The sequence below is a fragment of the Streptomyces sp. GL_140 genome (genome assembly GCF_057834465.1).
This window is the reverse complement of record NZ_CM174404.1, coordinates 3,954,914-3,980,597: the sequence shown is the minus strand read 5'-3', so window position 1 is coordinate 3,980,597 and position 25,684 is coordinate 3,954,914. Positions and strand designations below refer to the sequence as shown.

29 protein-coding genes are annotated in these 25,684 nt (G+C 71.3%); 19 read left to right on the top strand and 10 right to left on the bottom strand.

Annotation, left to right across the window (positions count from 1 at the left end; genetic code table 11):
• Positions 1-78: 78 nt before the first annotated feature.
• From AC3IYJ_RS18505 to AC3IYJ_RS18490, 4 genes are all read left to right on the top strand, one after another.
• Entirely contained in the window at positions 79-885 is an 807-nt protein-coding gene (locus AC3IYJ_RS18505) for a hypothetical protein (protein ID WP_489402401.1), read from the top strand.
• The gene (locus AC3IYJ_RS18500) at positions 882-1,733 is read left to right on the top strand and encodes a hypothetical protein (RefSeq protein ID WP_489402400.1); all 852 of its coding nucleotides are present in this window, start codon (positions 882-884) and stop codon (positions 1,731-1,733) included. The genes AC3IYJ_RS18505 and AC3IYJ_RS18500 overlap by 4 nt, the downstream gene beginning before the upstream one ends.
• The gene (locus AC3IYJ_RS18495; protein WP_489402399.1) at positions 1,730-2,713 is read left to right on the top strand and encodes a hypothetical protein; all 984 of its coding nucleotides are present in this window, start codon (positions 1,730-1,732) and stop codon (positions 2,711-2,713) included. The genes AC3IYJ_RS18500 and AC3IYJ_RS18495 overlap by 4 nt, the downstream gene beginning before the upstream one ends.
• 284 nt (positions 2,714-2,997) lie before the next feature.
• Positions 2,998-3,570 carry a heme-binding beta-barrel domain-containing protein gene (locus tag AC3IYJ_RS18490; RefSeq protein WP_371616622.1) on the top strand — a complete coding sequence of 191 codons (573 nt, stop codon included), beginning with the start codon at positions 2,998-3,000 and terminating at the stop codon, positions 3,568-3,570.
• A gap of 97 nt (positions 3,571-3,667) precedes the next feature.
• Here the strand turns inward: AC3IYJ_RS18490 and AC3IYJ_RS18485 are convergent, their stop codons facing one another.
• Positions 3,668-4,363 carry a glycoside hydrolase domain-containing protein gene (locus tag AC3IYJ_RS18485; RefSeq protein ID WP_489402853.1) on the bottom strand — a complete coding sequence of 232 codons (696 nt, stop codon included), beginning with the start codon at positions 4,361-4,363 and terminating at the stop codon, positions 3,668-3,670.
• 609 nt (positions 4,364-4,972) lie between these two features.
• Here AC3IYJ_RS18485 and AC3IYJ_RS18480 point away from each other — a divergent pair.
• Together AC3IYJ_RS18480 and ygfZ are read left to right on the top strand one after the other, a co-directional pair.
• Positions 4,973-5,419 carry a Fur family transcriptional regulator gene (locus tag AC3IYJ_RS18480; protein WP_489402852.1) on the top strand — a complete coding sequence of 149 codons (447 nt, stop codon included), beginning with the start codon at positions 4,973-4,975 and terminating at the stop codon, positions 5,417-5,419.
• Positions 5,420-5,521: 102 nt separating this feature from the next.
• Positions 5,522-6,490: a CAF17-like 4Fe-4S cluster assembly/insertion protein YgfZ gene (gene ygfZ / locus AC3IYJ_RS18475; protein WP_489402398.1), complete on the top strand. Its 969-nt coding sequence runs from the start codon at positions 5,522-5,524 to the stop codon at positions 6,488-6,490.
• Between the two features lie 10 nt (positions 6,491-6,500).
• Here ygfZ and dtd read toward each other — a convergent pair whose 3' ends face one another.
• Positions 6,501-6,926, bottom strand: a complete 426-nt coding sequence (dtd, locus tag AC3IYJ_RS18470; protein WP_136213713.1) for a D-aminoacyl-tRNA deacylase — start codon at positions 6,924-6,926, stop codon at positions 6,501-6,503.
• A gap of 410 nt (positions 6,927-7,336) precedes the next feature.
• On the opposite strand from dtd, the gene AC3IYJ_RS18465 reads away from it, so the two are divergent.
• The 7 genes from AC3IYJ_RS18465 (at position 7,337) to AC3IYJ_RS18435 (ending at position 12,425) form a co-directional block, all read left to right on the top strand.
• A complete protein-coding gene (locus AC3IYJ_RS18465; RefSeq protein WP_489402397.1) occupies positions 7,337-8,047 on the top strand; it encodes an RsiG family protein in 711 nt (236 codons plus the stop codon).
• Positions 8,048-8,124: 77 nt separating this feature from the next.
• Positions 8,125-9,375 (top strand): GNAT family N-acetyltransferase, encoded by a 1,251-nt coding sequence (locus AC3IYJ_RS18460; protein WP_489402396.1) that lies wholly within the window; start codon positions 8,125-8,127, stop codon positions 9,373-9,375.
• 65 nt (positions 9,376-9,440) lie between these two features.
• Positions 9,441-10,199 (top strand): putative protein N(5)-glutamine methyltransferase, encoded by a 759-nt coding sequence (locus AC3IYJ_RS18455; RefSeq protein ID WP_489402395.1) that lies wholly within the window; start codon positions 9,441-9,443, stop codon positions 10,197-10,199.
• Positions 10,200-10,237: 38 nt separating this feature from the next.
• Positions 10,238-10,840 (top strand): hypothetical protein, encoded by a 603-nt coding sequence (locus tag AC3IYJ_RS18450; protein ID WP_489402394.1) that lies wholly within the window; start codon positions 10,238-10,240, stop codon positions 10,838-10,840.
• Positions 10,841-10,902: 62 nt separating this feature from the next.
• On the top strand, positions 10,903-11,352 hold the full coding sequence (locus AC3IYJ_RS18445; RefSeq protein WP_489402393.1) for a helix-turn-helix domain-containing protein: 450 nt from the start codon (positions 10,903-10,905) through the stop codon (positions 11,350-11,352).
• A gap of 25 nt (positions 11,353-11,377) precedes the next feature.
• Positions 11,378-11,944 carry a hypothetical protein gene (locus AC3IYJ_RS18440; RefSeq protein ID WP_489402392.1) on the top strand — a complete coding sequence of 189 codons (567 nt, stop codon included), beginning with the start codon at positions 11,378-11,380 and terminating at the stop codon, positions 11,942-11,944.
• Positions 11,945-12,080: 136 nt separating this feature from the next.
• Positions 12,081-12,425, top strand: a complete 345-nt coding sequence (locus tag AC3IYJ_RS18435) for a DUF2516 family protein (RefSeq protein WP_489402391.1) — start codon at positions 12,081-12,083, stop codon at positions 12,423-12,425.
• Between the two features lie 5 nt (positions 12,426-12,430).
• On the opposite strand, the gene AC3IYJ_RS18430 is transcribed toward AC3IYJ_RS18435, so the two are convergent.
• The 3 genes from AC3IYJ_RS18430 to AC3IYJ_RS18420 form a co-directional block, all read right to left on the bottom strand.
• On the bottom strand, positions 12,431-13,720 hold the full coding sequence (locus AC3IYJ_RS18430) for a PP2C family protein-serine/threonine phosphatase (protein ID WP_489402390.1): 1,290 nt from the start codon (positions 13,718-13,720) through the stop codon (positions 12,431-12,433).
• A 314-nt stretch (positions 13,721-14,034) separates the two neighbouring features.
• On the bottom strand, positions 14,035-15,084 hold the full coding sequence (locus AC3IYJ_RS18425; RefSeq protein WP_489402389.1) for a C40 family peptidase: 1,050 nt from the start codon (positions 15,082-15,084) through the stop codon (positions 14,035-14,037).
• Positions 15,085-15,264: 180 nt separating this feature from the next.
• Positions 15,265-16,086 carry a class I SAM-dependent methyltransferase gene (locus tag AC3IYJ_RS18420; RefSeq protein WP_489402388.1) on the bottom strand — a complete coding sequence of 274 codons (822 nt, stop codon included), beginning with the start codon at positions 16,084-16,086 and terminating at the stop codon, positions 15,265-15,267.
• Between the two features lie 164 nt (positions 16,087-16,250).
• Between AC3IYJ_RS18420 and mshA the strand changes: the two genes are divergently transcribed.
• Positions 16,251-17,645 (top strand): D-inositol-3-phosphate glycosyltransferase, encoded by a 1,395-nt coding sequence (mshA, locus tag AC3IYJ_RS18415; protein WP_489402387.1) that lies wholly within the window; start codon positions 16,251-16,253, stop codon positions 17,643-17,645.
• Positions 17,638-18,138, top strand: coding sequence for a type III secretion system chaperone family protein (locus tag AC3IYJ_RS18410; RefSeq protein WP_489402386.1), 501 nt, complete (start codon positions 17,638-17,640; stop codon positions 18,136-18,138). Before mshA ends, AC3IYJ_RS18410 begins: the two co-directional genes overlap by 8 nt.
• Here the strand turns inward: AC3IYJ_RS18410 and AC3IYJ_RS18405 are convergent.
• Entirely contained in the window at positions 18,110-19,420 is a 1,311-nt protein-coding gene (locus AC3IYJ_RS18405) for an MDR family MFS transporter (protein WP_489402385.1), read from the bottom strand. The two genes, AC3IYJ_RS18410 and AC3IYJ_RS18405, sit on opposite strands and share 29 nt — an antisense overlap.
• A 161-nt stretch (positions 19,421-19,581) precedes the next feature.
• On the opposite strand from AC3IYJ_RS18405, the gene AC3IYJ_RS18400 reads away from it, so the two are divergent.
• Both AC3IYJ_RS18400 and AC3IYJ_RS18395 read left to right on the top strand, forming a co-directional pair.
• Entirely contained in the window at positions 19,582-20,343 is a 762-nt protein-coding gene (locus tag AC3IYJ_RS18400; protein WP_449482791.1) for a phosphoglyceromutase, read from the top strand.
• Positions 20,344-20,586: 243 nt separating this feature from the next.
• Positions 20,587-21,057: a hypothetical protein gene (locus AC3IYJ_RS18395; protein WP_489402384.1), complete on the top strand. Its 471-nt coding sequence runs from the start codon at positions 20,587-20,589 to the stop codon at positions 21,055-21,057.
• Positions 21,058-21,173: 116 nt separating this feature from the next.
• Here AC3IYJ_RS18395 and AC3IYJ_RS18390 read toward each other — a convergent pair whose 3' ends face one another.
• Together AC3IYJ_RS18390 and phoU are read right to left on the bottom strand one after the other, a co-directional pair.
• Positions 21,174-21,326, bottom strand: a complete 153-nt coding sequence (locus tag AC3IYJ_RS18390; RefSeq protein ID WP_489402383.1) for a hypothetical protein — start codon at positions 21,324-21,326, stop codon at positions 21,174-21,176.
• A gap of 106 nt (positions 21,327-21,432) precedes the next feature.
• Positions 21,433-22,110, bottom strand: a complete 678-nt coding sequence (gene phoU / locus AC3IYJ_RS18385) for a phosphate signaling complex protein PhoU (protein ID WP_112449136.1) — start codon at positions 22,108-22,110, stop codon at positions 21,433-21,435.
• 271 nt (positions 22,111-22,381) lie between these two features.
• Between phoU and phoR the strand changes: the two genes are divergently transcribed.
• A complete protein-coding gene (gene phoR / locus AC3IYJ_RS18380; protein WP_489402382.1) occupies positions 22,382-23,626 on the top strand; it encodes a two-component system sensor histidine kinase PhoR in 1,245 nt (414 codons plus the stop codon).
• A 5-nt stretch (positions 23,627-23,631) separates the two neighbouring features.
• The gene (phoP, locus tag AC3IYJ_RS18375; RefSeq protein WP_466527820.1) at positions 23,632-24,303 is read left to right on the top strand and encodes a two-component system response regulator PhoP; all 672 of its coding nucleotides are present in this window, start codon (positions 23,632-23,634) and stop codon (positions 24,301-24,303) included.
• 113 nt (positions 24,304-24,416) lie between these two features.
• On the opposite strand, the gene AC3IYJ_RS18370 is transcribed toward phoP, so the two are convergent.
• Both AC3IYJ_RS18370 and AC3IYJ_RS18365 read right to left on the bottom strand, forming a co-directional pair.
• Entirely contained in the window at positions 24,417-25,085 is a 669-nt protein-coding gene (locus AC3IYJ_RS18370) for a DUF461 domain-containing protein (protein WP_489402381.1), read from the bottom strand.
• A gap of 199 nt (positions 25,086-25,284) precedes the next feature.
• Positions 25,285-25,494, bottom strand: a complete 210-nt coding sequence (locus AC3IYJ_RS18365) for a hypothetical protein (protein ID WP_489402380.1) — start codon at positions 25,492-25,494, stop codon at positions 25,285-25,287.
• Between the last annotated feature and the right edge of the window lie 190 nt (positions 25,495-25,684).

Below are 25,684 nucleotides of genomic sequence, written 5' to 3'. Positions count from 1 at the left end.
CAACATCTCCCCACGCCAAGGTGTCCTCTGTGTGCGCGGTGAACCGATCGCGCCTCCAGTCCTGTGGGGGGACTTCTTTTGGAACATGAACAGACCCTTCCTGAGCAGCAGAAAGCGGAGGAGACCGCCCCGGAACAGGGCGCTCCGGACGCTGTCCAGGCCGGTCCCCGCCGCCGTCGAGGCGGCCGCACGGTCCTCCTGATCGCGGGCGCGGCCGTCCTCGGCGTCCTGGCGGGCACGATCGCCGGTTACGCGATCCAGTACGACCGCGAACCGACGCCGCTGGCGCCGCTGGCGCAGGCACACCTGGACTCCCCGAAGGCCCTTGCGCCGGACGACGCCACCACGAACAAGACGATCAATGCGAACCGTTGGCACAAGTCGGACGACGACCTCACGAAGCTGCTGATCGAGGCGCCGGGCGGGGCGAAGAAGGAGGGTTCGGGGTACGGAACCCTGGACGGCCTCGCACTCGACTTCAAGAAGCCGGACGGCGCGCTGCACGACTTCGCCAGGTCGAAGGTCCGCCGTGTCGCGGAGGTCTCCTGGTCGGAGGACGACAGGAACTTCGTCGACGTGCGGCTGCTCCAGTTCGACGACCGCAACGCGGCGGACGACTACCAGAAGGACCAGTCCTCCTACATGCCGTCGAAGGAGTACGCGGGCAACGCGGGCGTACCCATCGAGGGCCTGCCCGCCGACCTCGGACACCTGTGGGTGTACTCGGAGGCGACGGAGGAGCCGGGGTACCTGCCCCTTCGCAGCGCCCGGGCGATCGCCCGGCGCGGCGACATCGTGCTGGAAGTGCACTACGCGAACAACCGGGGCAAGATCGCCGAAGGCGACGTCATGGAGCTTGCCAAGCGACAGCTGGAGCGACTGTGACCGAGCCGCAGAACGACGTGAACCCGGTTCCGGCCGAGGTGCCCGCCCCGGAAACCGAGGTGGTTGCCGAGGCTCCGGCCGAGGCGACCGCCGCCGAGACCGGTCCGAAGCCCGCCCGCAAGGTCAGCCGTAAGGCGCTCGCCCTGGTCGCCGGTACGGTGGCCGCCGCCGCCCTCGTGGGCGGCGGGGTCTGGGCGTCCGCCGCGATCGCCGACGCGGACCGCAGCGCACCGACCGCCTACTGGGTCCCGGCCGGCCAGCGGGTGGAGAACCGGCCCGAGCCCGACTCCGCCCCCCCGAACGCCCTGTCCGGCAAGCTCCTGCCCGTGCCGCCCCTGTTCACCCTCGGCCCGGACCTCGGGCCCGACGGCAACAACTTCTTCGTCTCCGGGGACAACGCCGTCGAGGGCTTCAAGGAGTCCCGGGACAGCATGTCCAGCTCGGAGCGCAAGAAGCGCGACGAGATGCTCAGCGGGCTGAAGCTCAAGGGTCTGGCCGGCCGCAGCTACACCAAGCACCAGGGTGCCTGGATCGCCGAGGTCCGGATCATGCAGGCCGACCCGAAGGCCGTCGGGAGCTTCTCCGACATCACCAAGAAGTTCATGGAGTTCAGCGGCGACAAGCGCGAGGCTCCCAAGGTGGACGGGTTCCCGGACGCCAAGTGCTCGCTGCTGGCGATCGGCAAAGAGGGCGAGGAGAAGATCGACTCGATCGACTGCGTGGCCGTCGAGGGCGATGTGCTGGTCACCTTCCGCGCCTACGGGCCCAAGCCCTTCAGCACCTCCGACGCCGTCTCGTTCTTCAAGAACCAGATGGACCACCTGAAGTCCCCCGGGGAGTCCGTGTGACCGAGCAGAACATCGCCGAAGCCGTGGTGCCCACCCAGGCGGCTGCTCCGGCGGAGGAGATCCAGGACTCCGTGCCAGAGCAGTCGGCGGCCCCGGCCGACCCGGCGGCCCCGGCCGCCGAAGGCCCCGCGGACGCGGACGCGCCGGCGAATCCGTACGCCGCCCCGGCAGGGCTGCCGGCAGCGCCCAAGGACCGTCGCAAGCTGTTCGCCGCGCTGCGCTGGACCGCCGCCGTGCTCGTCTTCGCCGCCGTCGGCACGGGGGTCGCGTACGGGGTCACCCAGCCCGAGCGCACCGACATCCCGGGCCTGTCCACCAAGGACGACGGCCGTTGGGCCTACCCGACGCTGTCCAAGCCGACGCTGCCGCCGGGCGCGGGCGTGCCGTTCGCGAAGGACAACCCGGACGCCATCCACTACGCCGGGCTCACCCAGCTGCTCCTGCCCCCGCCCGCCGGTGCCGGGCCCGACTCCGATCTGAAGCTGGAGAAGGACGAGGCGGTGACGGTGGACACCTTCCTCGCGGAGTACGAGCCCTCGCTGCGCGAGGAGATGAAGACGGACTTCCAGAACGAGGGGCTGCGCCAGATCGTCGCCCGCGGCTGGATCACCCCGGACGGCACGCGTACGCGCGTCTACCTGCTGCGCTTCCACTCGTCCGGCTTCGCGAACGCCTTCAAGGGGTGCGCCGGCTCCACGAAGCTGAACGGCGTCAAGATGCTGGAGCCCGACCCGGCGTGGCGAACGGCCGAGTCCAAGGAGGGCCGGAAGCCCGTGATCTCGGACTACACCCGCGCGAACGAGCGCCCCAGCGGCGTGAAGCTCTACCAGGAGCGCAAGCCCGTGGGTGACGAGGAGACCAGGATCGGCTGCATCCTGTCCGGTGACGTCCGGGCCGTCGTCCTGCAGACCCGCAAGGGCGAAGCGGCCGTTGTCCCGTTCCACCAGACGGTGATCCTCCAGGAGCAGCTGCTCGGCTGAGCGACCCCGCGCGCGCGAGCGTGCGTACGGGCCACCTCACACTGTGCGCCGGTCCCCAGGCCAGTAGGCTTGGGGACCGGCCCCGTAATGCCGCCAACACACTCCGAGGAGCACCCCGTGCTTGAGGCAGTCTTCACTTCCCTGCTGGTCCTGGTCTGCGTCGGCGTTCTCGCCTTCTCCGGACTGGCCGTGAAGAAGCTGTACCAGGGCCAGCGCTGATCCTCTGATCGGCCGCCGCCCGCCCCGGATACCGGAACCCCTCCCAGAGATCGCCTGAGCCGCCAATGATCCAGATCCCGTCCGACCTGAACCCGAGCCTCGTCCCCCTCGCCTTCCTCCTCGGCAACTGGGAAGGCGCAGGAGTCTTCGACTTCCCCGGTGAGGAGAAGTGCAACTTCGGCCAGGAAGTGGTCTTCAGCCACGACGGCCGGGACTTCCTGGAGTACCACTCGCACAGCTGGGTCCTCGACGCCGAGGGCAACAAGGTGCGGCCGCTGGAGTCCGAGTCCGGCTACTGGCGCATCGACAGCCAGCGCAAGGTCGAGATCGTCATGGTCCGCGACCAGGGCGTGGTCGAGATCTGGTACGGCGACCTCGCCGACCAGAAGCCGCAGATCGACGTCGTCACCGACGCGGTTGCGCGTACCGCCTCCTCCCGGCCGCACAGCGGCGGCAAGCGGCTCTACGGCTACGTCAAGGGCGACCTGATGTGGGTCGGCGAGAAGGCCACCCCGGAGGTGGAGCTGCGCCCGTACAAGTCGGCCCAGCTGAAGAAGGTCGTCACCCCGGAAGAGGTCGCCGAGATGGCGCGCAACCTTCCGGACATGCCGGACGACGGCATCGCCTTCTTCCGCTAGACCGCGCTTGGACCGCGCTCGAACGGACGGGAGCCCCCGGCAGCCTTCGCTGCCGGGGGCTCCCGCGCGCGTGTGGGGTCGCGCGACGGCCGGCCGGTCAGCCGGTGATCGCGACCGGGCCGTCCCAGGCGTTGCGGTCGACGGTCAGGGTGACGCCGCCGAAGGTCTCGCGCTGGTTGACCTGGTACTGGTGGCCGCGCCGGTGGCCGGAGAAGAGGCCGCCGGAGTACGGCCAGCTCCCGGTGGTGTCGGCGGCGCCGTCGTACTTGGCGTACCAGAGGGCCTCGGGCAGATCGGCCTCGCCGCGTTCGGCCGCCTTGGCGATGCCGGCGGCGCTGGAGGAGGCGAACCCGTAGAAGCCGGGACGGTAGGCCTTCGCCTTCACGGCCCGGTCGAAGGCCTTGGTGTAGGTGAGCACCGCATCCGCGCAGGCGGTGTCGGCCGTGTTGTACGCCTCCACGTCCAGGTACAGGGTGCTGCCCGCCCGCATGCCCAGCGCGGAGGCCTTGGCGGCCGCGTCCGCGCCGTCGGCCGCGCCCAGCGACTGCGCGGTGGCCACGGTGATCTTCTCCGGGCTGGAGCCGGTCTGGCACGGCGGCTGCGCGCCGACGTAGAGCGGGATCAGCTTCCAGCCGGAGGCGCTGACCGTGCTCACCCAGGAGGCGGTGAGCTGCGGCTGCGCGCAGCCGCGGTTCTTGCCGCCGACGTAGACGGCGACGGCCCCGTACGGGGAGGTGCCGCGCCAGGCGTTCATCGTGGAGGCGGGCGGCGCGGTGCAGGTGTCGAAGGCCAGGCCGGTGAAGACGCCGCCCGAGGAGGCGCCGGCCGGGGCGCCCGCCGGGGTGTTCGCGCCCGGGGCCTTCGAGCCGCCGGGCGCGGGCGCGGAGGCGGTGCCCGACGCGGACGCGGAGGGGGAGGCCGAAGCCGAGGCCGAGGGGGAGCCGGACCCGGACGGGGAGGGGGAGGCCGAAGCCGTCCCCGGGGCGGAGGCGGCGGCCGAGGCGGCGCCGGAGGCCGGTCCGTCCGCCGCGGCGGGGGTACGGGGGTCATCGGCGGGCTTGCCGCAGCCGCTCAGCAGCAGGGCACCCGCGGCGAGGACGGGCAGGACGGTGAGGAGACGCTGACGGGGAAGGGGCACGGAGTTCCTTGCCGGGCAGGGAAAGGGAGCGGGAACAGGAACATGAAAAGAGGAGCGGGAGCAGGACCTGGAACAGGACCGGGAGCGGGGCCCCGGAAGGGCCGAGCTCCTGAAGATCGCGACGCATGCCTATCATCCGATCCGCACGCGCGGACAGTTGGGGTGACCCGGGCCGAGGCCTACACTGGGCGGGTGGCGACCACCGACAGCAGCGACAGCACGACCGGCGCGGTCGGCAAGGCCGGCGCGGCCGAATCGGACGGCATCTCCGGGGCCGAGGGCGGCGACTGGAAGAGCGATCTGCGCCAGCGCGGATACCGGCTGACCCCGCAGCGCCAGCTCGTGCTCGAAGCCGTGGACGCCCTGGAGCACGCCACCCCGGACGAGATCCTCGCCGAGGTGCGCAAGACGGCCTCCGGGGTCAACATCTCCACGGTCTACCGCACGCTGGAGCTCCTGGAGGAGCTGAAGCTGGTCTCGCACGCCCACCTGGGACACGGGGCCCCCACCTACCACCTCGCCGACCGGCACCACCACATCCACCTGGTCTGCCGCGACTGCACCGGCGTCATCGAGGCGGACGTGGACATCGCCGCCGAGTTCACGGCCAAACTCCGCGACACCTTCGGCTTCGAGACCGACATGAAGCACTTCGCGATCTTCGGCCTCTGCAAGAAGTGCGCCGCCAAGCACCACGACGCGGCTGCCTGAGGCGGTACCGGCTCCTCCGCGAGGAACGTCCCCTCCATGAGGGACGCCCCTCCGCGCAAGACGGCCTGGGAGCTCCGGCGGGCAGGGTCGTAGGCTGGTGGCATGACCAGCAGCCCCTTGCTCCATCTCCCCGGCGCCGTACAGGCCGAAGGCCGCGACGAGGGCGTCGCCGCCCACTACGGCGAGCTGTACGGCGAACAGCGCACCCTCGCCGACGGCCGCGGCTTCGTGGACCTCTCGCACCGCGGGGTCGTCACCGTCACCGGCCCGGACCGGCTCAGCTGGCTGCACCTGCTGATCACTCAGCACGTCACCGAGCTTCCGGCGGGCCAGGCCACCGAGGCCCTGATCCTCTCCGCGAACGGCCACATCGAGCACGCGCTCTACCTCGTCGACGACGGTACGACGACGTGGATGCACGTCGAGCCCGGCACCCAGGAGGCGCTCATCGGCTACCTGGAGGCGATGAAGTTCTTCTACCGCGTCGAAGTCGCCGACGCCACGGCCGAGTTCGCCGTCGTGTACCTGCCGGCCGGAGCCATTGCCGAGGTGCCCAAGGAACTGGCCGTGCGCGAGACCGCGTACGGCCGTGACGTCTTCCTGCCTCGCGCCGAGCTGGAGGCCTTCGCCGCCGCCAACGGTCCGGCCGTCGGACTGCTCGCCTACGAAGCCCTGCGCGTCGAGGCGCACCGGCCGCGGCTCGGTCTGGAGACCGACCACCGAACCATCCCGCACGAGTTGGGCTGGATCGGCACCGCCGTGCACCTCCAGAAGGGCTGCTACCGCGGCCAGGAGACGGTGGCCCGCGTCCACAACCTGGGGAAGCCGCCGCGCCGCCTGGTCTTCCTGCACCTGGACGGCTCCGAGGTGCTGCTCCCGGCGCACGGAACGCCCGTACGGCTGGCCGCGGACGGCGAGGAGGGCCGCCAGCTGGGCTTCGTGACCACCGCGGTCCGCCACCACGAGCTCGGGCCGATCGCGCTCGCGCTGGTCAAGCGGAACGTTCCGGTGGACGCGCCGCTGCTGGTCGGCAAGACGGCCGCCGCGCAGGAGGTCGTCGTAGCGCCGTAGCCCCGTAGCGCTAGATGTCGATGACGATGGTGAACGGGCCGTGGTTGGTCAGCGAGACGCGCATGTCCGCGCCGAACCGGCCCGTCTCCACCGTCGCGCCCAGCGCCCGAAGTTGAGCCACGACCTCGTCCACGAGCGGCTCGGCGACCGGGCCGGGCGCGGCCGCGTTCCAGGTGGGGCGGCGGCCCTTGCGGGCGTCTCCGTAGAGGGTGAACTGGGAGATCACCAGCAGTGGCGCGTTGACGTCGCTGCAGGATTTCTCCGCCTCCAGGATCCGCACCGACCACAGTTTGCGCGCCAGCAGCGCCGCCTTCTCCGGGGTGTCGTCATGGGTCACCCCCACCAGGACGCACAGCCCCTCTCCGACGATCTCCCCGACGGTCTCGCCGGCCACCACGACGCTCGCGCCGTCCACCCTCTGCACCACTGCTCGCATGCCACCTGTGTACCAGCCTTGCACCGTCTCTAGCGATGTCGGCTGGTATCGGCCGAATCACCGTGCGCCGGACTGGCCGGCTGTCTCCCCGAACGGTCTTGGGAGACGGGGAACAGCGCGAGCTGGTCGCCTGGGTCCCGGCAGGTGCCACCTGGCCGACGCCGGATGATCACTTACGGCCGTACTGATGTTCTTCACTGGAACTGACGTCTCTGTGAAGTCAGGCGTGCCCTGCCTGACCGCCGATCACCCGTACGAGGTATCCGAAGGCCAACCAGAGGTAGAACGAATCAACCGTTGGCCCGTCCGGGGCCGATCGGGTGGAGTGGGACTGCATCGGCACCACGGAGAGTGGCACGATGCACGCAGGCGGTGCCACCAGCACCGGTCGAGGGGACGGATACGAACGTATGAAAATCTCTGGTACCTCCGCACCTGCACCCGCTGAACCCGCTGCATCCGCTGTGCCCGCCGCGCCTGCCGTGGCCGCCGGGTCCGCGGCGGCATCCGCCGATGTGCCGGTGCCGCGCCCGCCCACGCAGCGCACGGGCGCGGGCGCGGGAACGGGCTCCGCAACGGGAACGGGCGCCGGATCCGGCCCCGGCACCGGCCCCGGCACCGGCCCCGGCTCCGGAGAGGTCGTGGCTACGCCGAACACCGCGCTCGGTCTGCCGGAGCTGCGCGCGCTGCGCCGTGACGCGCAGCGCGACGAGGCCGACCTGAGTTACGTACGGCGCCTGCTCCAGGGCCGCATCGACATCCTGCGCGCCGAGCTGGCCCGGCGTACGGATCCCGAGGCGCCGGTGGTGGACCGTCTGTCGGAGATCCTCGCGGACGCCCCGTCCAGCCGCAGCGCCTCCGCCAGGCACGTCACGCTGGGCACCCCGCACGGGGAGGAGTACCGGCTGCTGGCCGCCGAGATGCTGTCCAACATCGAGCTGTCGGACCTCGGGGCCCGCACCGACGAGGAGCTCCACGAGGGCCTGGCCCGGCTGGTGCGCTACGAACAGCAGGTCTCGCGGCGCCGCCAGCAGCTCCAGCGCACGGTCGACGACTGCAGCACGGAGATCACCCGGCGCTACCGGGACGGCGAGGCGCAGGTGGACGACCTGCTCGCCTGAGAGGGCAAGAGGGCGAGAGGGCGAGAGGGCGGAAATCCGGGCGACGCGGCCGGGTCCGCCGATTAGCGTGGCCTGTTATGAGTGCTGACGTCCGGCCCATCACCGAATCCGAAGTCTCCGACTGGCTGGGGGCGATGAACACGGGGTTCCTGCGCCCCGGTCGCCCGACCGCCGAAGATGTTGCCCAGTGCATCGCCTACGAGGACCTCGCCCGGTCCCTGGGCGCCTTCGACCCCGTGACCGGCCGGTGCGTGGCCACCTTCCGGTCCTTCCCGCAGGAACTGACGGTGCCGGGTGGGGCGTTGCTCCCGGTGAGCGCCGTCTCGAACGTGACCGTGCTGCCCACGCACCGCCGTCAGCGGCTGCTGACCCGGATGATGGCCACCGAACTGGCCGAGGCCAAGGCGCGCGGCGACGCGGCGGCGATCCTGATCGCCGCCGAGTACCCGATCTACGGGCGGTACGGGTACGGGCCCGCGACCTCCGTCTCGGAATGGGAGATCGACGTACCGCGCACCGGACTCGCGGGTGCGGGTGCGGGTGCGGGCGCGGGCGGGCGGATCGACATGGTGGACCTGGCCGAGGTACGGGAGGTGGGCCCGGCGCTGCACGAGCGGCTGCGCGCGGCCACGCCCGGCGCGATCCGCCGCGATGCGCGCTGGTGGCGGCTGGCCACGGGGGCCGAGGAGTGGTCCCACAACCCGTACAAGGCCACGTTCCACGCGGTGTACCGGACGGCGGGGGGCGAGGTGGCCGGGCTGGCCACGTACTCCACCGACGAGAACTGGACGGACGGCAAGGTCCCGCTCAACACCGTGCAGGTCAGGAACTTCCTGGCCGTCACCCCGGAGGCGGAGCGGGCGTTGTGGCACTTCCTGTGCTCCATCGACTGGGTGCTCAAGGTCCGCACCGGCTTCCGCGCCCCCGACGACCTCGTGGCCCGGCTGCTGCCCGACGTGCGCGCCGCCCGGCTGGTGACGGCCGCGGACTGGCTGTGGGTACGGCTGCTGGACGTCGAACGGGCCCTCGGCGCCAGGACCTACGCCGTGGCGGGGAGCCTCGTACTGGAGGTCACCGACCGGGCCGGCCTGGCGGACGGCCGCTACCGGTTGGACGCGGGCGCGGGGGACTGCGTACGGACCCAGGAGCCGGCCGACCTGCGCCTCGACGTGAGCACGCTGGGGGCGCTGTACCTCGGCGAGGAGTCGGCGGTGCGGCTGGCGGCGCTCGGCGAGATCACCGATCTCGGGGGGTCGGCCGGGGCGCTGGAGCTGGCGGACGCGATGTTCCGTACGCCGCGCCGTCCGTGGTGCCCGGACATCTTCTGAGCCGGCGGCGCGGGCGGGGACCGAGACTTGTGGGGGGATACGAAGCCACGGAGGCAATGGGCGAGATGGCAACACTGGTGGAACTCCTGCGCGCGGCCGGCTGCGTCTTCGCGGAGGAGGAGGCGGAGCTGCTGACGGCTGCCGCCGAGGACGAGGCGCACCTGGCCGGGCTGGTGGCCCGGCGGGTGGCGGGGGAGCCGCTGGAGCACGTCGTCGGCTGGGCGGAGTTCTGCGGGCTGCGCATGGAGGTCGGCGAGGGCGCCTTCGTACCGCGCAGGCGCAGCGAGTTCCTGGCCATGGAGGCGGTGGCGCTGGCCCGCCCCGGTGCGGTGGTCGTGGACCTGTGCTGCGGGGTCGGTGCCCTGGGCGCGGCGGTGGCCGCGCAGGTGCCGGGGGCCGAACTGCACTCGGCGGACATCGACCCGGCCGCGCTCGCCTACGCCCGCCGCAACGTGGCCCCGTACGGCGGGCAGGTCTGGGAGGGCGACCTGTACTCCCCGCTTCCCGCCTCGCTCCGGGGGCGGGTGGACATCCTGGTGGTCAACGCCCCGTACGTGCCGACCTCCGAGATCGGCCTGCTTCCGGCGGAGGCCCGCGAGCACGAACCGTCCGTCTCCCTGGACGGCGGCACGGACGGCCTGGACATCCACCGCCGGGTGGCGGCGGGCGCCCTGCCCTGGCTCGCCCCGGGCGGCCGGCTCCTGATCGAGACGAGCACCCGCCAGTCCCCGGTGACGGCGTCGGCACTGTCGGCGCAGGGCCTGTCGGTACGGGCGGTGACCTCGGAGGAGTATTACGCGACGGTGGTCATCGCGACGGCGTAGCGGGTGTCCCGCCACGGGCACGGATTCCAGGAGACGACTTGATCAGCGAGTACCAGCAGGAGCTGCGCGAGCGCTACACCGGGGCCGACGTGATGGAGGCCCCGGAGCCCTGGGAGCCGGTGCTGGACCGGAGGACCCCTGTCGGGGGGCTGCTCGGCATCGGCTTCGCGGTCCATCCCGACAGCGGGCGCGACCTCGTCATGGTCGTGTCGCGTGACGGCCACGGACTCTTCGACGCGGTCAGTGGCGAGAAGATCGCCCGTGATCGGGATCCCGACCCGGACACCAGCACCCCCGACGCCTCGCCCGACCTCACCTGCCCCGGGCTCGGCCCGGTCGAGGGCGCCCGGGTCCGCATCGCGGGGCTCTTCGGCGGCGGGTTGCACAGCACCACGCCGGACGGCTGGACCCTTGACGTCGTCAGCCCCGAGTGGCCCCACGACCGCGTGATCCTCTCCACCGACGGCAGGGCGCACCGAGGACCGGCGGGAGGCACGTGGTGGCACGTCTTCCACTCCGAGTACTCGGAACTCCGCGCCGTCGGCTTCTCCCCCTCCGGCCGCACCCTGGCGGTCGCCACCAGCAGCGACCTCACGCTCTGGACCCGCCCCGGGTTCGATCTCGACGACTCCGACGACTGAGGCGTGGGAGCTATTGCAAGCAGCTGCTTGCAATAGTTAGCAAGGTGCGGCAGGATCGTGGCATGGCATCGCTCAACGTCGGAAACCTCGGCGAATACCTGCGTGAGCAGCGGCGGCAGGCGCAGCTTTCGCTGCGGCAGCTCGCCGATGCGGCGGGGGTGTCGAATCCGTACCTCAGCCAGATCGAGCGCGGGCTGCGCAAGCCGAGCGCGGACATCCTGCAGCAGCTCGCCAAGGCGCTGCGGATCTCCGCGGAGACGCTGTACGTGCAGGCCGGGATCCTGGACGAGCGGGACCGGGACGAGGTGGAGACGAGGGCCGCGATCCTCGCCGACCCGTCGATCAACGAGCAGCAGAAGAACGTGCTGCTCCAGGTCTACGAGTCCTTCCGCAAGGAGAACGCCGCCGAGGCGGAGGCACGGACCGAGGCGCAGGCCGAGGCCGGGGCCGCTGCCGGAGCAGACGCCGACGCCGATGCCGATTCGCATGCAGAGACGCACCATACGAACTGAGACTGTGATCCGGGAGGACCAGCACATGGCCATCGCCGATGACCTGAAGAAGACCCTCACCGACCCGACCCCGCTCTACTTCGCCGCCGGCACCGCCGACCTCGCCGTGCAGCAGGCCAAAAAGGTGCCCGGTCTCATCGAGCAGCTGCGCGCCGAGGCCCCCGGCCGCATCGAGGCCGTGCGCAACACCGACCCGAAGGTCGTGCAGGAGAAGGCCAAGGAGGCCCAGGAGGCGGTCAGCGCCAAGGTCGCCGAGGTGCTCGGATCGATCGACCCGAAGAAGCTCGGGGAGACCGCCCAGGACCTGGCGCTGCGCGGTGTCGGCGTGGCCGCCGAGTACGCGGTCAAGGCCAAGGAGGCCTACGACAAGGTCGCCGAGCACGGCGAGCAGGCCGTACGGGCCTGGCGCGGCGAGGTCTCCGAGGAGATCGTCGACATCGCGGTCGTCGTGGAGCCGGAGCCGCAGACGCAGACCGCGCCGGAGGGCGAGGTGGCGGCCGAGCCGGCCGCCGCCGAGCAGCCCGCGGCGAAGAAGCCCGCCGCGCGCAAGGCCACGGCCAAGAAGGCCGCCGCCTCGGCGGACGAGAGCTGAGAACACCGTGGCGGACCGGACACCCGAGGGGTGTCCGGTCCGTCGGTGTTTGCGAAGAGGGCTCTGCCGGTAGCGTGGAGGCAAGGCGGCATCCGGCAACAGGCTGCGGCGTGCAGCGTGAGAAGGCGGTCAGGCGATGTTGATGAACGGGTTCGACAGCGGAGTGCTCCCGCTGCTCGGGTACGCCATGCTCGGGCTTGCCGTCGCGGCCTTCGTGCTCGCGCTGATGGCGCGCGAGGACGCGTACCGTGCCGCCGACAAGCAGACCAAGACCTTCTGGCTGGTCATCCTCGGCATCACCGTCGTCGTGGACTTCTTCCTCGGAATGCTCTTCCTGCAGATCGCCGGGCTCGTCGCGAGCATCGTGTTCTTCGTCGACGTGCGCCCCGCCCTCAAGCAGGTCTCGGGCGGCGGTGGCGGGCGGCGCAGCGGTGGCAGCAGCAGCGACGGGCCGTACGGGCCCTACAACGGCGGACGGTAGACGTCTCAGGCTTCGCTGCGTGAGAGCAGGACGACGGCCACGTCGTCCGTCAGTTCCCCGCCGTTGAGGCGGCGGGCCTCGGTGACCGAGGCTTCCAGCAGGCCTTCGCCGCTGAGCCCGGAGTCCAGGTGGCGGTTGATCATCTCGACCATGCCGTCCTGCCCGAGGCGTTCCTTGCCGACGCCGATCCGGCCCTCGATCAGCCCGTCGGTGTAGAGCATCAGGCTCCACGAGCCGCCCAGCTCCACCTGGCGGCGGGGCCAGCGGGCCCGGGGCAGCAGACCGAGCGCCGGGCCGCTGTCCTCGTACGGGAGCAGTCGCGCGGCCCGGCCCGGCCGGGATATCAGGGGCGCCGGATGTCCCGCCAGGCACAGGCCCGCGCGGCGGCCGTCCGGGGCAATGTCCACCGTGCACAGGGTCGCGAAGATCTCCTCGTTGGGGCGCTCGACTTCGAGCACCTCCTGGAGGGTCGCCAGCAGGTCGTCGCCGCACAGCCCGGCCAGGGTCAGCGCGCGCCAGGCGATGCGCAGCTCGACGCCGAGGGCGGCCTCGTCGGGGCCGTGGCCGCAGACGTCGCCGATCATCGCGTGGACGGTGCCGTCGGGGGTGCGGACGGTGTCGTAGAAGTCCCCGCCGAGCAGGGCGCGGCTGCGGCCGGGGCGGTAGCGGGCGGCGAAGCGGAGGTCGGAGCCCTCCAGGAGCGGGTGCGGGAGCAGGCCGCGCTCCAGGCGGGCGTTCTCCTGGGCCCGAAGTTTCGATTCTGCGAGCTTGTACTGGGCGATGTCGGCCCGCTTGCGCTCCACCGCGTACCGGATGGCGCGGCTGAGGAGCCGGCCGTCGAGCTCGTCGCGGAAGAGGAAGTCCTGGGCCCCTACGCGTACGGCCTCCGCGGCGCGCTCCGCGTCCTCCTCGGAGGTGAGGACCAGGACGGCGTGCCGGGGCGCGATGCGGAGCACCTGGCGGAGGGCGGCGAGGGGATCGACCGGGGCGCTGCCGGAGCCGGAGCCCGAGCCGGTGGCGCTGTGGGGGAGGGCGAGGTCGAGGAGGACGCAGTTCACGTCGGGCGTGAGCAGGCGGGTGGCCTCGGTGAGGTTGCGGGCGCTGCGCAGCCGGATGCGGTGGCCGTCGACGTCGAGGATCTCGGGGACGGTGAGGCCGCCGGCGGGGTCGTCCTCGATCACCAGCAGGGTGAGGGAGGCCTGGCCGTAGAGGCTGCCGGTGCCGGGGCCCGTTTCGGTGGGCGGGGTGTCCCTCTGCCGCGGCACGGGTGCGGGCGTGGGTACGGGTGCGGGCATCGTCTCCGGTTCCTTCCCGACCCTTGGGGTGCGCTCGTCCGGCGACCCTAGCGGGCGGGGTGGTGCGAGCGGAATGGCGGGCCCGGTGCGTGGCTCTGTCATATGCGGTTATCGCGGGGGAAAGTCCGCGTGGCCGAATGACCAACGTCACGGCGGCGGCGCCGGGCGTCCCGCCCAGCGAGACGGGCTCGCGGCCTCGAGCGCCGGACGAGCCGGAGACGGGCTCCGCCCGGGCTGAAGGCAGTGTCCCGGGGCCGCCCCGGCACCGCCCCGGGCCCCGGGGCGGCGGGTGGGGTTGCGGGCCCCGGTGGGGGCTACGCGTCCGGGCGGACCACGGCCTTGATGGGCATGGAGCCCGCGCCCGCCATGGTGACGTTGCGGCCGGGGCGGGGGGCGTGGATGATCGCGCCGTCGCCGATGTACATGCCCACGTGGGTCGCGTCGTCGAAGTAGATGATCAGGTCACCCGGGCGCATGTCCTTGATCGCCACCTTCGGCAGCCGCAGCTGTTCCTGCGAGGTGCGCGGGATCGCCTTGCCCGCCGCCAGCCAGGCCTGCGAGGTCAGGCCGGAGCAGTCGAAGGACTGCGGGCCCTGCGCGCCCCACACGTACGGCTTGCCGATCTGCGCGACCGCGAAGGCCACGGCCTTCTTGCCGGCCTCGGAGGTGGGTGCGCCCGTGGCGTCCTTCAGCGCGCCCGAGGACAGCCACTGCGTCTGCGCCTTGTACTGGGCTTCCATCTCCAGCTGGAGCAGCTTGGCCTTCTGTTCGGCCTCCAGCTTGCTCTCCAGCTCCTCCGCGGCCTTGATCTTCTGCTCGATCTCCTTCTTGGAGGCCTCCTGCTTGACCCGGTTGGCCTCCAGCGTCTCCCAGTGCGCGCTCGCGTCCTTCGCGTACTGCTGCAAGTCGCTCTGGGTCCGGTTCAGTTCGGAGAGCAGGTCGGAGGTGGCCTTCTCGCCCTGGCGCAGCCGGTCCGCCCCGTCCAGGAACTGCACCGGGTTGTTGCTCAGGGCCAGCTGCGCGCTCGGCGGCAGCCCGCCCGAGCGGTACTGGGCGCGGGCGGCCGCGCCCGCACGGCTCTTGAGCGTCTCGATGCGGTCGTTGCCGGCGACGACCAGCTTCGCGATCTCGACGATCTTCGCGGACTGGGTCCTGGTCTCGCTCTCCGCGAGGTTGTAGGCGTCCGTGGCGGAGCCGGCCGCGCGATAGAGGTCCTCTATCTCCTTGCGGACCTGCTCCAGGGACTTGCCCGTCTGCGGCTCAGGTGCCGCGAACGCCGTGCCGACCGCGAGGCCGGGCGCGGTCAGCAGTGCCATCGCGCACAGCAGAGTGAGGGCGATCGAACCCCGCCGCTGCTTCCTCATGGTCCCCCCAGGCACCGAATGACTAATCGTCAGTAACTTGTCACTGCCTTCGGGATGGTGCCATGAGTCGGTGAATTCCAACACCCTTGTGGATATCCACCCGATCCGTCCCCGTCATCCCCCGGACACCACGGACCCCGGCGGGACCCCCACAGGCTTCCCACACCCACCCACACGCTCTCATCCCACTGGCCTCAACGCCTCCCACCGCACCGTGAGTTCCCCCTGACGCCACCGAACCGGGCCGTCCGCGAGCGGCCAGTCCCCGGACAGCGCCCGCGCCGTGCGGATCCAGCGCTGCCGCGCCCCGTAGGAGGCGTACGGCGCGGCGGCCGCCCACGCCCGGTCGAAGTCGCGCAGGAACGCGTGCACCGGCTCGCCCGGAACGTTCCGGTGGATCAGTGCCTTCGGCAGCCGTTCCGCCAGGTCCGAGGGGCGCTCCAGGGAGCCGAGCCGGGTCGCGAAGGTCACCGTGCGCGCCCCCTCGGGCCCCAGTGCGACCCAGACGTGGCGCCGCCCGATCTCGTCACAGGTCCCCTCGACCAGCAGTCCGTCGGGGGAGAGCCGGGAACACAGTCGCTCCCAGACCTCCTCGACCTGCTGCTCGTCGTACTGGCGCAGTACGTTCGCCGCGCGGATCAGCGCCGGCCGGACCCCGCCCTCCAGCGGCACCTCGAAGCCGCCGTGCCGGAAACTCAAGCCCTCCCGCTCGTACGGCTTCGCGCCCGCGACCCGCGCCGGTTCGATCTCGATGCCGACCACCCGCACCCGCGGAGCCGCCTCCCGCAGCCGCGCCAGCAGTTCCACCGCGGTCCAGGGCGCGGCCCCGTAGCCCAGGTCCACCGCCACGGGCGCGTCCGCGCGGCGCAGTACCGCCCCGTGCGTGGCCGCGATCCAGCGGTCCATGCGGCGCAGGCGGTTGGGGTTCGTCGTGCCGCGCGTCACCGTGCCGACGGGGCGGCGCGGGGGAGGGGAAGCGGGCGGGGTGGAGCGGGAGGCCATGTGCAGAGCGTAAGCGGAGCGCTCCGGCCCGATAAATATCCGGCAAACGGAACAGGAAAAACGCCGTCCCCGGAATGCGGGACGCCGCCATCCGGGTTGCACTCCTAGAAGAGCGCCGACCGCGCTCCCCGCGTCATGCCGTCCGAGCGAGAGGAACTGCTCCCTTGAGTCAGTACGTGTCCCGCCTCGGCGGCAGCATCGGCGGCCGGCTCGCCGCGGCCGCGGGCCGCTCCGCCACCCGTCACGACCCGCCGCGCCTGCGCCTGCCGGCCGCCGTCGGCGGCCACCGCAAGCCGCGCCGCGTCGCGATGCTCAGCGTGCACACCTCGCCGCTGCACCAGCCCGGCACGGGCGACGCCGGCGGCATGAACGTGTACATCGTCGAGCTCGCCAAGCGCCTCGCCGCGATCAACATCGAGGTCGAGATCTTCACCCGGGCCACCACCGGCGGCCTGCCGCCCGTGGTCGAGCTCGCGCCCGGAGTCCTCGTACGGCACGTGGACGCGGGCCCGTACGAGGGCCTCGCCAAGGAGGAGCTGCCGGCCCAGCTGTGCGCCTTCACCCACGGCGTGATGCAGGCGTGGGCCCGCCACCGCCCCGGCTACTACGACCTCGTCCACTCCCACTACTGGCTCTCCGGCCACGTCGGCTGGCTCGCCGCCGAACGCTGGGGCGTCCCGCTCGTGCACGCCATGCACACCATGGCCAAGGTCAAGAACGCCGCGCTCGCCGAGGGCGACACCCCCGAGCCCGCCGCCCGCGTCATCGGCGAGACGCAGATCGTGTCCGCCGCAGACCGCCTCATCGCCAACACCGCGGAGGAGGCCGACGAGCTCGTCCGTTACTACGAGGCCGACCCAGGCAAGGTCGCCGTCGTCCACCCCGGCGTCAACCTCGACCGCTTCACCGTCGCCGACGGCCGCGCCGCCGCCCGCGCCCGCCTCGGGCTGCCCATGGACGCCGTCATCCCGCTCTTCGCGGGCCGCATCCAGCCGCTCAAGGCCCCCGACATCCTGCTGCGCGCCGTCGCCGAGCTGGTGGACCGGGACCCGGCCCTGCGCGGCCGGCTGTTCGTACCCGTCGTGGGCGGGCCCAGCGGCAGCGGGCTCGCGAAGCCGGAGGGGCTGCAGAAGCTCGCGGCCAAGCTCGGCATCGCCGACCTCGTGCACTTCCACCCGCCGGTGGCGCAGGACGCGCTCGCGGACTGGTTCCGGGCGGCGTCCGTGCTGGTCATGCCTTCCTACAGCGAGTCCTTCGGGCTCGTCGCCATAGAGGCCCAGGCCACCGGCACCCCGGTGCTGGCCGCCGCCGTCGGCGGGCTGCCGGTCGCCGTCAACGACGGAGTGACGGGCATCCTCGTACCCGGGCACGATCCGGTGGACTACGCCCGCGAGCTACGGCGCTTCGTGCAGGAGCCCGACCTCTCGGACCGGATGGGCGCGGCGGCGGCGCGGCACGCGCAGTTCTTCGGCTGGGACACCGCCGCGAGCGGCACGGCGGACGTCTACACCGCGGCGATGCACGATCACCGCCGTCACGTACGCTCCCACCATGGCTGACGCTGAAACCGACCCCGCCGCGATCGTCGAGGCGGCCCTGACCGGCGCGGAACTGAGCTGGGAGAGCCCCTCGCCGGGCTCCTACGTCGTCCAGCTCCCCGGCACCCGCAAGCTCAGCACGACCTGCTCGCTCAAGGTCGGCAAGCACTCCCTGTCGGTCAACGCCTTCGTGATCCGCCACCCCGACGAGAACGAGGCGGGCGTCCACCGCTGGCTGCTGGAGCGCAACCTCAAGCTCTACGGCCTGTCCTACGCGGTCGACGCGCTCGGCGACATCTACCTGACGGCCCGCCTCCCCCTGTCCGTGATCACCCCGGACGACCTGGACCGGCTGCTCGGCACCGTCCTGGAAGCGGCGGACGGCGCCTTCAACACCCTGCTGGAGCTGGGCTTCGCGAGCGCGATCCGCCGCGAGTACGAATGGCGGGTCTCGCGCGGCGAGTCCACGCGCAACCTGGACGCCTTCAAGAACCTGACGCAGCCGACGGCGTGACCGGCGCGGCGGGGGCGGCGGGCGCGGCGGGGGCCACGCCCCCGGACCCCTGCGCCTCGAACCTCGGCGGAGCCGGATGTGCCGGGAGCGCCCGCATCAGCAGCCAGTAGCCCAGCGCGGCAACGGTCCCCAGCACCGCCGTCGAGCCCCAGAGCCAGGCCGCGCCCAAGTGCTCGATCGCGAAGCCCGCCAGCAGCGGGGCGACCAGCGAGGCCACCGCCCAGGACATCGTGTACATGCCCTGGTAGCGGCCGCGCCCGTGCAGCGGGGAGAGCCGCGCGACCAGGCCCATCTGGGTCGGCGAGTTGACGATCTCGGCCAGCGTCCACACGCAGACGGTCAGGGCCAGGCTCCACACCGAACCGCCGAAGGCGGTCAGCCCGAACCCGTACCCGGCGAGCAGCGCCGAGATGACCAGCAGCTTCTGCGGATCGCGGTGCTCGATGAAACGGGTGACCGGGATCTGCAGGAGCACGATCAGCACGCCGTTGACCCCGATGACCAGGCCGTAGTCGGCGGTGGAGAAACCGGCCGCCCCCATCGCGAGCGGCAGCCCGAAGGACCCCTGCATGAAGATCAGCGAGATCAGGAACGACAGCCCGACCACGCCCATGAACCGCCCGTCGCGCAGCACCGTACCGAGCCCGACCTCCGGCTCGGCGGCGGCCTCCTCCGCGGCGGTCCGCACCGGCCGCGACTCGGGCAGCTTGACGTACACGAGCACCGCGCACACCAGGGTCAGGGCGGCCTCGCCGAGGAACCCGGCCAGGTAGCTGTACTCGGCGACGAAGCCCGCCACCATCGCGCTGACGGCGAACCCGAGGTTGATGGCCCAGTAGTTCAGCGCGAAGGCCCGTACCTGGTCCTCGGGGCGGACGATGTCCGCCATCATCGCCTGCACCGCCGGGCGCGAGGCGTTCGAGGTGACGCCGACCAGCAGGGCCACCGCCGCGATCGCCGCCGGATGCTCCATGAACCCGAGCAGCGCCACCGACAAGGCGGTCGAGGCCTGCGCCGCCATCAGCGTGGGACGGCGGCCCAGCCGGTCCGTCAGTACGCCCGCGACGAGCGAGGACACCACACCGCCGAGGCCGTGGAGCGCCACCACAAGTCCTACGAACGAGGCCGAATAGCCCCGTTCCAAGGTCAGGTACAAAGTCATGAACGTCGCGACGAAGGCCCCGAGCCGGTTGACCAGCGTGCTCGTCCACAGCCACCAGAACTCGCGTGGCAGGCCCGACACGCTCTCGCGAGCGGCCCGCCTCAAACTGGCAACGGACATAAGGAGTCCCCCCGGAAATGTAAGTGTCCCTCTGGCTATTCGGACCCTACGGATGGGTGCTCTCCAGGGCCACTGGATTGACGGCCACCGTCAATCGGGACCTTCCGCGCGCCGTACACACCGCGCGCGAGCGGCCGGGCGCGTCCATTAGGCTCGTACGCATGGCCGACGCACCGTACAAGCTCATCCTCCTCCGCCACGGCGAGAGCGAATGGAACGCGAAGAACCTGTTCACCGGCTGGGTGGACGTCAATCTCAACGAGAAGGGTGAGAAGGAGGCGGTCCGTGGCGGTGAGCTGCTCAAGGACGCCGGCCTGCTCCCCGACGTCGTGCACACCTCGCTCCAGAAGCGCGCGATCCGCACCGCGCAGATGGCGCTCGAGGCCGCCGACCGTCACTGGATCCCCGTCCACCGCTCCTGGCGCCTGAACGAGCGCCACTACGGCGCCCTGCAGGGCAAGGACAAGGCCCAGACCCTCGCCGAGTTCGGCGAGGAGCAGTTCATGCTGTGGCGCCGCTCGTACGACACCCCGCCGCCGGCGCTCGAGGACGGTACGGAGTTCTCGCAGTCCGAGGACCCGCGCTACGCCTCGATCCCGCCGGAGCTGCGCCCGCGGACCGAGTGCCTCAAGGACGTCGTCGTCCGCATGCTCCCGTACTGGTACGACGCGATCGTCCCGGACCTCCTCGACGGCCGCACCGTCCTGGTCGCCGCGCACGGCAACTCCCTGCGCGCCCTGGTCAAGCACCTCGACGGCGTCTCCGACGCGGACATCGCGGGCCTGAACATCCCGACCGGCATCCCGCTCTCCTACGAGCTGGACGCCGACTTCAAGCCCCTCAACCCGGGCGGCACCTACCTCGACCCGGACGCCGCGGCGGCCGCCATCGAGGCCGTCAAGAACCAGGGCAAGAAGAAGTAGCAAAAGCGATCACGCCCCCGACCTGCGCTCATGGCGCCGATCGGGGGCTTTTTCGTGGCCCGGGCCCACGGGGGGTGTGGCGCGGTGCAACCCCACCGGCAATGGCAGTGGTAGCGGGAACAACAACAGCGTGAGCGGGAACGACAACGGGGACATCGGGAACAACAACGGCTAGGCACGCATGGCGTTTTGCCGTCGCCAAGGGGGCTTGTGGCCGGGCCCCCGGCGTGGTCGGGTGGCGGGGTGGAAGCCATCATCGCCAGTGCGATAGCCGTCCTCGGGACGCTGCTCGGGTCGGGGGTCACCTTCGCGTTCCAGCAGCGCGTTGCCGAGCGGGGGCACGAGTTCACCCGGTCGGAGAAGCTGCGCCAGGAACGGCTCGACGCCTACACCTCGTACGCCGGGGCGCTCGTGAACTTCCGGCGCACCCTCGTCCACCTGTGGTTCTGCACGTACCAGCAGCCGTACGGGGGGTACGAGGACCCGGTCGTGGTCAACGCGCGCTCCCACGACCTGCGCTCCGAAGCCCAAGAGGCCCTGTTCCGGCTGCAGATGCTCACCGGCGACGAGGCGCTGAGCGCGCGGGCGCAGGCGCTGTTCTCCGAGATCGGGGTCGTGCACAGGACGGACAGCCGGGAGGAGTTCGAGATCCGCCGCGGCTCCACCCGAGAGGGCATCCGCGACCTCGTCGCCGCCGCCAAGCGGCAGCTCTGAGACGACCTGGCGCTCGGCGATCCTGCACGGACGGACGGATGGACGGATCGCGAAGGGCCCCGGCCGACGTGTGTCGGGCGGGGCCCATCGGGGTGCGTCGAGCCGGGCGGAGGCGGTCAGCCGCCGCACTGGCAGGGGGCGCCGGACTGGCAGCCGCAGCCGCAGCCCGAGCCGCAGCCGCAGGCCGCCAGCAGCGGGAGCCGCAGGACTTCCGTCGGCTGGGGCTGTGCTTCCGCTGCCGGCGTGATGGGGACGGGGGAATCGGGCATGGATCCTCCTCGTAGGCGTTGTGCCTTCGACCTCATTCATGCCCAGCCGACCCCGTGCGTCAACGGCGCATTGGGGGCTCGTTGTCGATCCGGCCCCCGCCGCGCCTCAGACGCCTTCGACCTGCGTCGGAGGCTGGAGCTCGTCCGCGTGCTCACCCGTCACCAGGTAGACGACGCGCTTGGCGACGGATACCGCGTGGTCCGCGAAGCGCTCGTAGTAGCGGCCCAGCAGCGTCACGTCGACCGCCGTCTCGATGCCGTGCTTCCAGCGGTCGTCCATCAGGTGCTGGAACAGCGTGCGGTGCAGCTGGTCCATCTCGTCGTCGTCCTGCTCCAGCTGGAGCGCCAGGTCGACGTCCTTCGTGATGATGACCTCGGCGGCCTTCGCCATCAGGCGCTGTGCCAGCTGCCCCATCTCCAGGATGGTGGCGTGCAGGTCGCGCGGGACCGCGGTGTCCGGGAAGCGCAGCCGGGCGAGCTTGGCCACGTGCTGCGCCAGGTCGCCGGAGCGCTCCAGGTCGGCGCTCATGCGCAGCGAGGTGACGACGATGCGCAGGTCGGTGGCGACCGGCTGCTGGCGTGCGAGCAGCGCGATGGCACGGGCCTCCAGGTCGTGCTGGAGGTCGTCGACCTTCTGGTCCGCGGCGATGACGCTCTCGGCGAGCTTCAGGTCGGCGTCGAGCATGGAGGTCGTGGCCCGCCCGATGGCGGAACCGACCAGCCGGGCCATCTCGACCAGGCCTTCTCCGATCGAGTCCAGTTCCTCGTGGTACGCGTCACGCATGTCTCGTGTCCCTCTCTCGACCTACTACTGCGGTACTGCCCGGTACTGCCCGGGGCGGCCTCTTGGCCGTTCTCTCTTCGGATCGGGCCTGACCGGCAGGATCCGACAGAGACGGCCTGGCCCCACGTTTACACGTTCACCCTCCAACGCGACCGACTCCGGCATCACAAGTGAATCAACCCCGTCGTCAGGGTGAACTCTGGGCGACGACTGTTCGAGCTGCCACCCGATCGGCTGTGGAAGTGTCGTTGTGCCTGCTTAACCTGGAGTCATGGACGTGAACGCGGCGGTCGCCGCAGCTGCAGCGATTGCCGGTCTTTGTACCGGCGTCATCGCGATGCTGGCGTTCCGCTGGAGCGAGCGCGACCAAGCCCGCCCCACCCGGAGCTCCATGCGCCCCGACATCAATGCGGTGCTCCCACCAGGTGTGGACACCGTGCTTTCCGTACTGCGCTCGTCCGCCGTGGTCCTCGACGAGGGCGACGCGGTGGTCAAGGCCAGCTCGGCGGCATACGCCCTCGGACTGGTCCGCGGCGGGAAGCTGGCCGTGGAACCCATGCTCCACATGGCCCGCGACACCCGTCGCGACGGGGAGATACGCCAGGTCGAGCTGGACCTGCCCCGGCGCGGCACCGGCCGCGGCGAAGCCCTCGCCGTCTCGGCGCGCGTCGCACCGCTCGGCTCCCGCCTGGTGCTCCTCCTGGTCGAGGACCTCACCGAGGCCCGCCGCATCGAGGCCGTGCGCCGCGACTTCGTCGCCAACGTGTCGCACGAGCTCAAGACCCCGGTGGGCGCGATCTCGCTGCTCTCCGAGGCCGTCATGGACGCCTCCGACGACCCCGAAGCGGTCCACCGCTTCGCCGGCCGCATGCAGATCGAGGCCACCCGCCTGATCAACCTCGTACAGGAGCTCATCGACCTCTCCCGGGTACAGAACGACGACCCCCTGGAGGACGCCGAGCCGGTACGGGTGGACACGCTCGTGGCCGAAGCCATAGACCGCTGCCGCCACACGGCGTCGGCCAAACAGATCACCATGGCCTCCGGCGGCACCGCCGACCTGCGGGTATGGGGAAACCGGGGGCAGCTCGCGGCCGCCCTCGGAAACCTGGTCGAGAACGCCGTCAACTACAGCCCCGCCCGCACCCGCGTCGGCATCGCCGCGCGCCGGGTCACCGCGCCGGGTGGAGACTTGATCGAGATAGCCGTGACCGACCAGGGCATCGGCATCCCGGAAAAGGACCGCGAGCGCATCTTCGAACGCTTCTACCGTGTGGACCCGGCCCGCTCCCGTGCCACGGGAGGAACCGGCCTGGGCCTCGCGATCGTGAAGCACGTAGCGGCTTCGCACGGCGGGGAGGTGTCGGTATGGAGCTCGGAGGGCCAGGGCTCCACGTTCACCCTGCGACTCCCCGAAGCGGCCGCGCCGGCCCCGGCGACGGCTCCCGCACCTGCTCACCCCCAGCTCGAACCTCAAACCGCACCAGCCATTCCTGCCCCGGAGGTCCTTCCGTGACCCGAGTGCTCGTCGTCGAGGATGAGGAATCCTTCAGCGACGCCCTGTCCTACATGCTCCGCAAGGAGGGCTTCGAGGTCGCGATCGCCGCGACCGGGCCCGACGGGCTCGACGAGTTCGAGCGCAATGGCGCCGACCTCGTCCTCCTCGACCTGATGCTCCCCGGCCTGCCCGGCACGGAGGTCTGCCGACAGCTGCGCGGCCGCTCCAACGTCCCCGTCATCATGGTGACCGCCAAGGACAGCGAGATCGACAAGGTCGTCGGTCTGGAGATAGGAGCCGACGACTACGTCACGAAGCCCTTCTCCTCGCGGGAGCTGGTCGCCCGCATCCGCGCGGTCCTGCGCCGCCGCGGCGAGCCCGAAGAGGTCACCCCGGCCGCGCTGGAGGCCGGACCCGTACGGATGGACGTCGACCGCCACGTGGTCACCGTCGCCGGCGCCAAGGTGGACCTCCCGCTCAAGGAGTTCGACCTGCTGGAGATGCTGCTGCGCAACGCGGGCCGCGTACTGACCCGCATGCAGCTCATCGACCGGGTCTGGGGCGCCGACTACGTCGGTGACACCAAGACCCTCGACGTCCACGTGAAGCGCCTGCGCGCCAAGATCGAGCCCGACCCGGGAGCCCCGCGCTACCTGGTCACGGTCCGCGGCCTCGGCTACAAGTTCGAGCCGTAAACCGCTGGGCCCCGGAAGTGACCTACGGGAACGGCCCCCGTCCGCTCGATGCGGACGGGGGCCGTTCCCGTGTTCGTTCCTGCTGCCGTTCCTCTACGTTCCTCCGCGCTCGGTCAGTGACCGGCGCTGGAGGACGGGGACCCCGACGGGGTGCCCGCGGGGGAGCCGGAGGGAGAGGGAGAGCCGGAGGCGCTGCCCGACGGGGTGGTCGAGGGCGAGCCCGAGGGGCTGCCGGACGGGGTGGTGCCCGCAGCGGGGGCCGCGGTCGGGCCGAAGCCCGCGTACATGCCGACGGCCGGGACGACGAAGGCCTGGAGCTCCACGTCACCCGCGGTGCTCAGCTGGAAGGAGACCTTCTGTACGTTGCCGTCCTCGACGGCCTCGCGGCCGCTCGTGATGGAGGCCGAGGCGTTGCCCTTGCCACCCAGGACGACGGAGCCGCCGGCCGGGACGACGACCTTGGACGCGCCGCTCGCGGGCGTCAGCACGATGGGGCTCTTGCCACCCTTGAGGGTGATGGCGTCGAGGGTCTGGTCCTTGGTGCCGCTGTTGAAGAGGGTCGCCGAGACGGCGGCCGGGCCCTTCTTGTCTTTCTTGTCCTTGTTCTCCTGGGTGATCACCAGGACGTTCTGGATCTTGATGTCGCCCTTGGTGACGGCGGCATTGTCCGGCTTGACCTGGAGAGTCTGCGCGTCGTGGCCCGCACCGCACGCGGCCAGCGAGGCGATCGAGAACACGACGGCGGTGGCGGCGAGGGCGCCGCGTCGAAGGCTGCGGCTCACGGCGGAGGCATCTCCTTGGACGTACGAAGCGGAAGGGTGGACGCTCGGAGCAGCCGAAGTAAAGCCGCTCTAAGGGTGTGTCAGCGGGCTTAGGTTACCGAGCCGCCGCCCCGCCCCCGCACCCGACCCTCCGCAGTAAGGAGGCGGCCCTGTCCGGGCGACACCCCGGCCCCGCCGCGCGCGGACGATCAGTGGCCGATCACCGGTGGATCGCCGGTGGATCATCGACCGGATCGGCGACCCGATCGCCGTGCTGATCATCGACCGGATCGTCGTGCGGATCCGTCGGGCGATCTTCCATTCGGATAAGGGCCGCCGACGCCCCGTTGATCAATTCCGGGATTCCCTCGAACAGCACTTGGTGATCAAATTGCGGATTGGGCCGGAACGGGACCGTACGGGTGGCCACCAGTCGAACGGAGTAGTTCGGTTTCCGGCCCCGGAAACCGGCAAAACAGGACGTACATCACACTGGCGGGACCCTTGGGCAGGTGTAACGTAGCCGTTTCGCCCGGTCCGCACAGACCCTCCGACCTGCGAATACCCCCTTCCGGAAGCCTCTCGCAGCACGTTCCTGTCGGTGTTGTCAAGCCCCGAGA

Excerpts from the sequence above, each read along its gene's own strand:
- AC3IYJ_RS18490 (WP_371616622.1), top strand. The coding sequence starts at position 2,998 with ATGATCCAGATCCCGTCCGACCTGAACCCGAGCCTCGTCCCCCTCGCC.
- AC3IYJ_RS18430 (WP_489402390.1), bottom strand. The coding sequence starts at position 13,720 with ATGCCCGCACCCGTACCCACGCCCGCACCCGTGCCGCGGCAGAGGGAC.
- AC3IYJ_RS18445 (WP_489402393.1), top strand. The coding sequence starts at position 10,903 with ATGGCATCGCTCAACGTCGGAAACCTCGGCGAATACCTGCGTGAGCAG.
- AC3IYJ_RS18405 (WP_489402385.1), bottom strand. The coding sequence starts at position 19,420 with ATGTCCGTTGCCAGTTTGAGGCGGGCCGCTCGCGAGAGCGTGTCGGGC.
- dtd (WP_136213713.1), bottom strand. The coding sequence starts at position 6,926 with ATGCGAGCAGTGGTGCAGAGGGTGGACGGCGCGAGCGTCGTGGTGGCC.
- AC3IYJ_RS18400 (WP_449482791.1), top strand. The coding sequence starts at position 19,582 with ATGGCCGACGCACCGTACAAGCTCATCCTCCTCCGCCACGGCGAGAGC.
- AC3IYJ_RS18460 (WP_489402396.1), top strand. The coding sequence starts at position 8,125 with ATGAGTGCTGACGTCCGGCCCATCACCGAATCCGAAGTCTCCGACTGG.
- AC3IYJ_RS18425 (WP_489402389.1), bottom strand. The coding sequence starts at position 15,084 with ATGAGGAAGCAGCGGCGGGGTTCGATCGCCCTCACTCTGCTGTGCGCG.
- AC3IYJ_RS18420 (WP_489402388.1), bottom strand. The coding sequence starts at position 16,086 with ATGGCCTCCCGCTCCACCCCGCCCGCTTCCCCTCCCCCGCGCCGCCCC.
- phoR (WP_489402382.1), top strand. The coding sequence starts at position 22,382 with ATGGACGTGAACGCGGCGGTCGCCGCAGCTGCAGCGATTGCCGGTCTT.
- AC3IYJ_RS18435 (WP_489402391.1), top strand. The coding sequence starts at position 12,081 with ATGTTGATGAACGGGTTCGACAGCGGAGTGCTCCCGCTGCTCGGGTAC.
- AC3IYJ_RS18390 (WP_489402383.1), bottom strand. The coding sequence starts at position 21,326 with ATGCCCGATTCCCCCGTCCCCATCACGCCGGCAGCGGAAGCACAGCCC.
- AC3IYJ_RS18455 (WP_489402395.1), top strand. The coding sequence starts at position 9,441 with ATGGCAACACTGGTGGAACTCCTGCGCGCGGCCGGCTGCGTCTTCGCG.
- phoU (WP_112449136.1), bottom strand. The coding sequence starts at position 22,110 with ATGCGTGACGCGTACCACGAGGAACTGGACTCGATCGGAGAAGGCCTG.
- AC3IYJ_RS18440 (WP_489402392.1), top strand. The coding sequence starts at position 11,378 with ATGGCCATCGCCGATGACCTGAAGAAGACCCTCACCGACCCGACCCCG.
- ygfZ (WP_489402398.1), top strand. The coding sequence starts at position 5,522 with ATGACCAGCAGCCCCTTGCTCCATCTCCCCGGCGCCGTACAGGCCGAA.
- AC3IYJ_RS18465 (WP_489402397.1), top strand. The coding sequence starts at position 7,337 with ATGAAAATCTCTGGTACCTCCGCACCTGCACCCGCTGAACCCGCTGCA.
- AC3IYJ_RS18410 (WP_489402386.1), top strand. The coding sequence starts at position 17,638 with ATGGCTGACGCTGAAACCGACCCCGCCGCGATCGTCGAGGCGGCCCTG.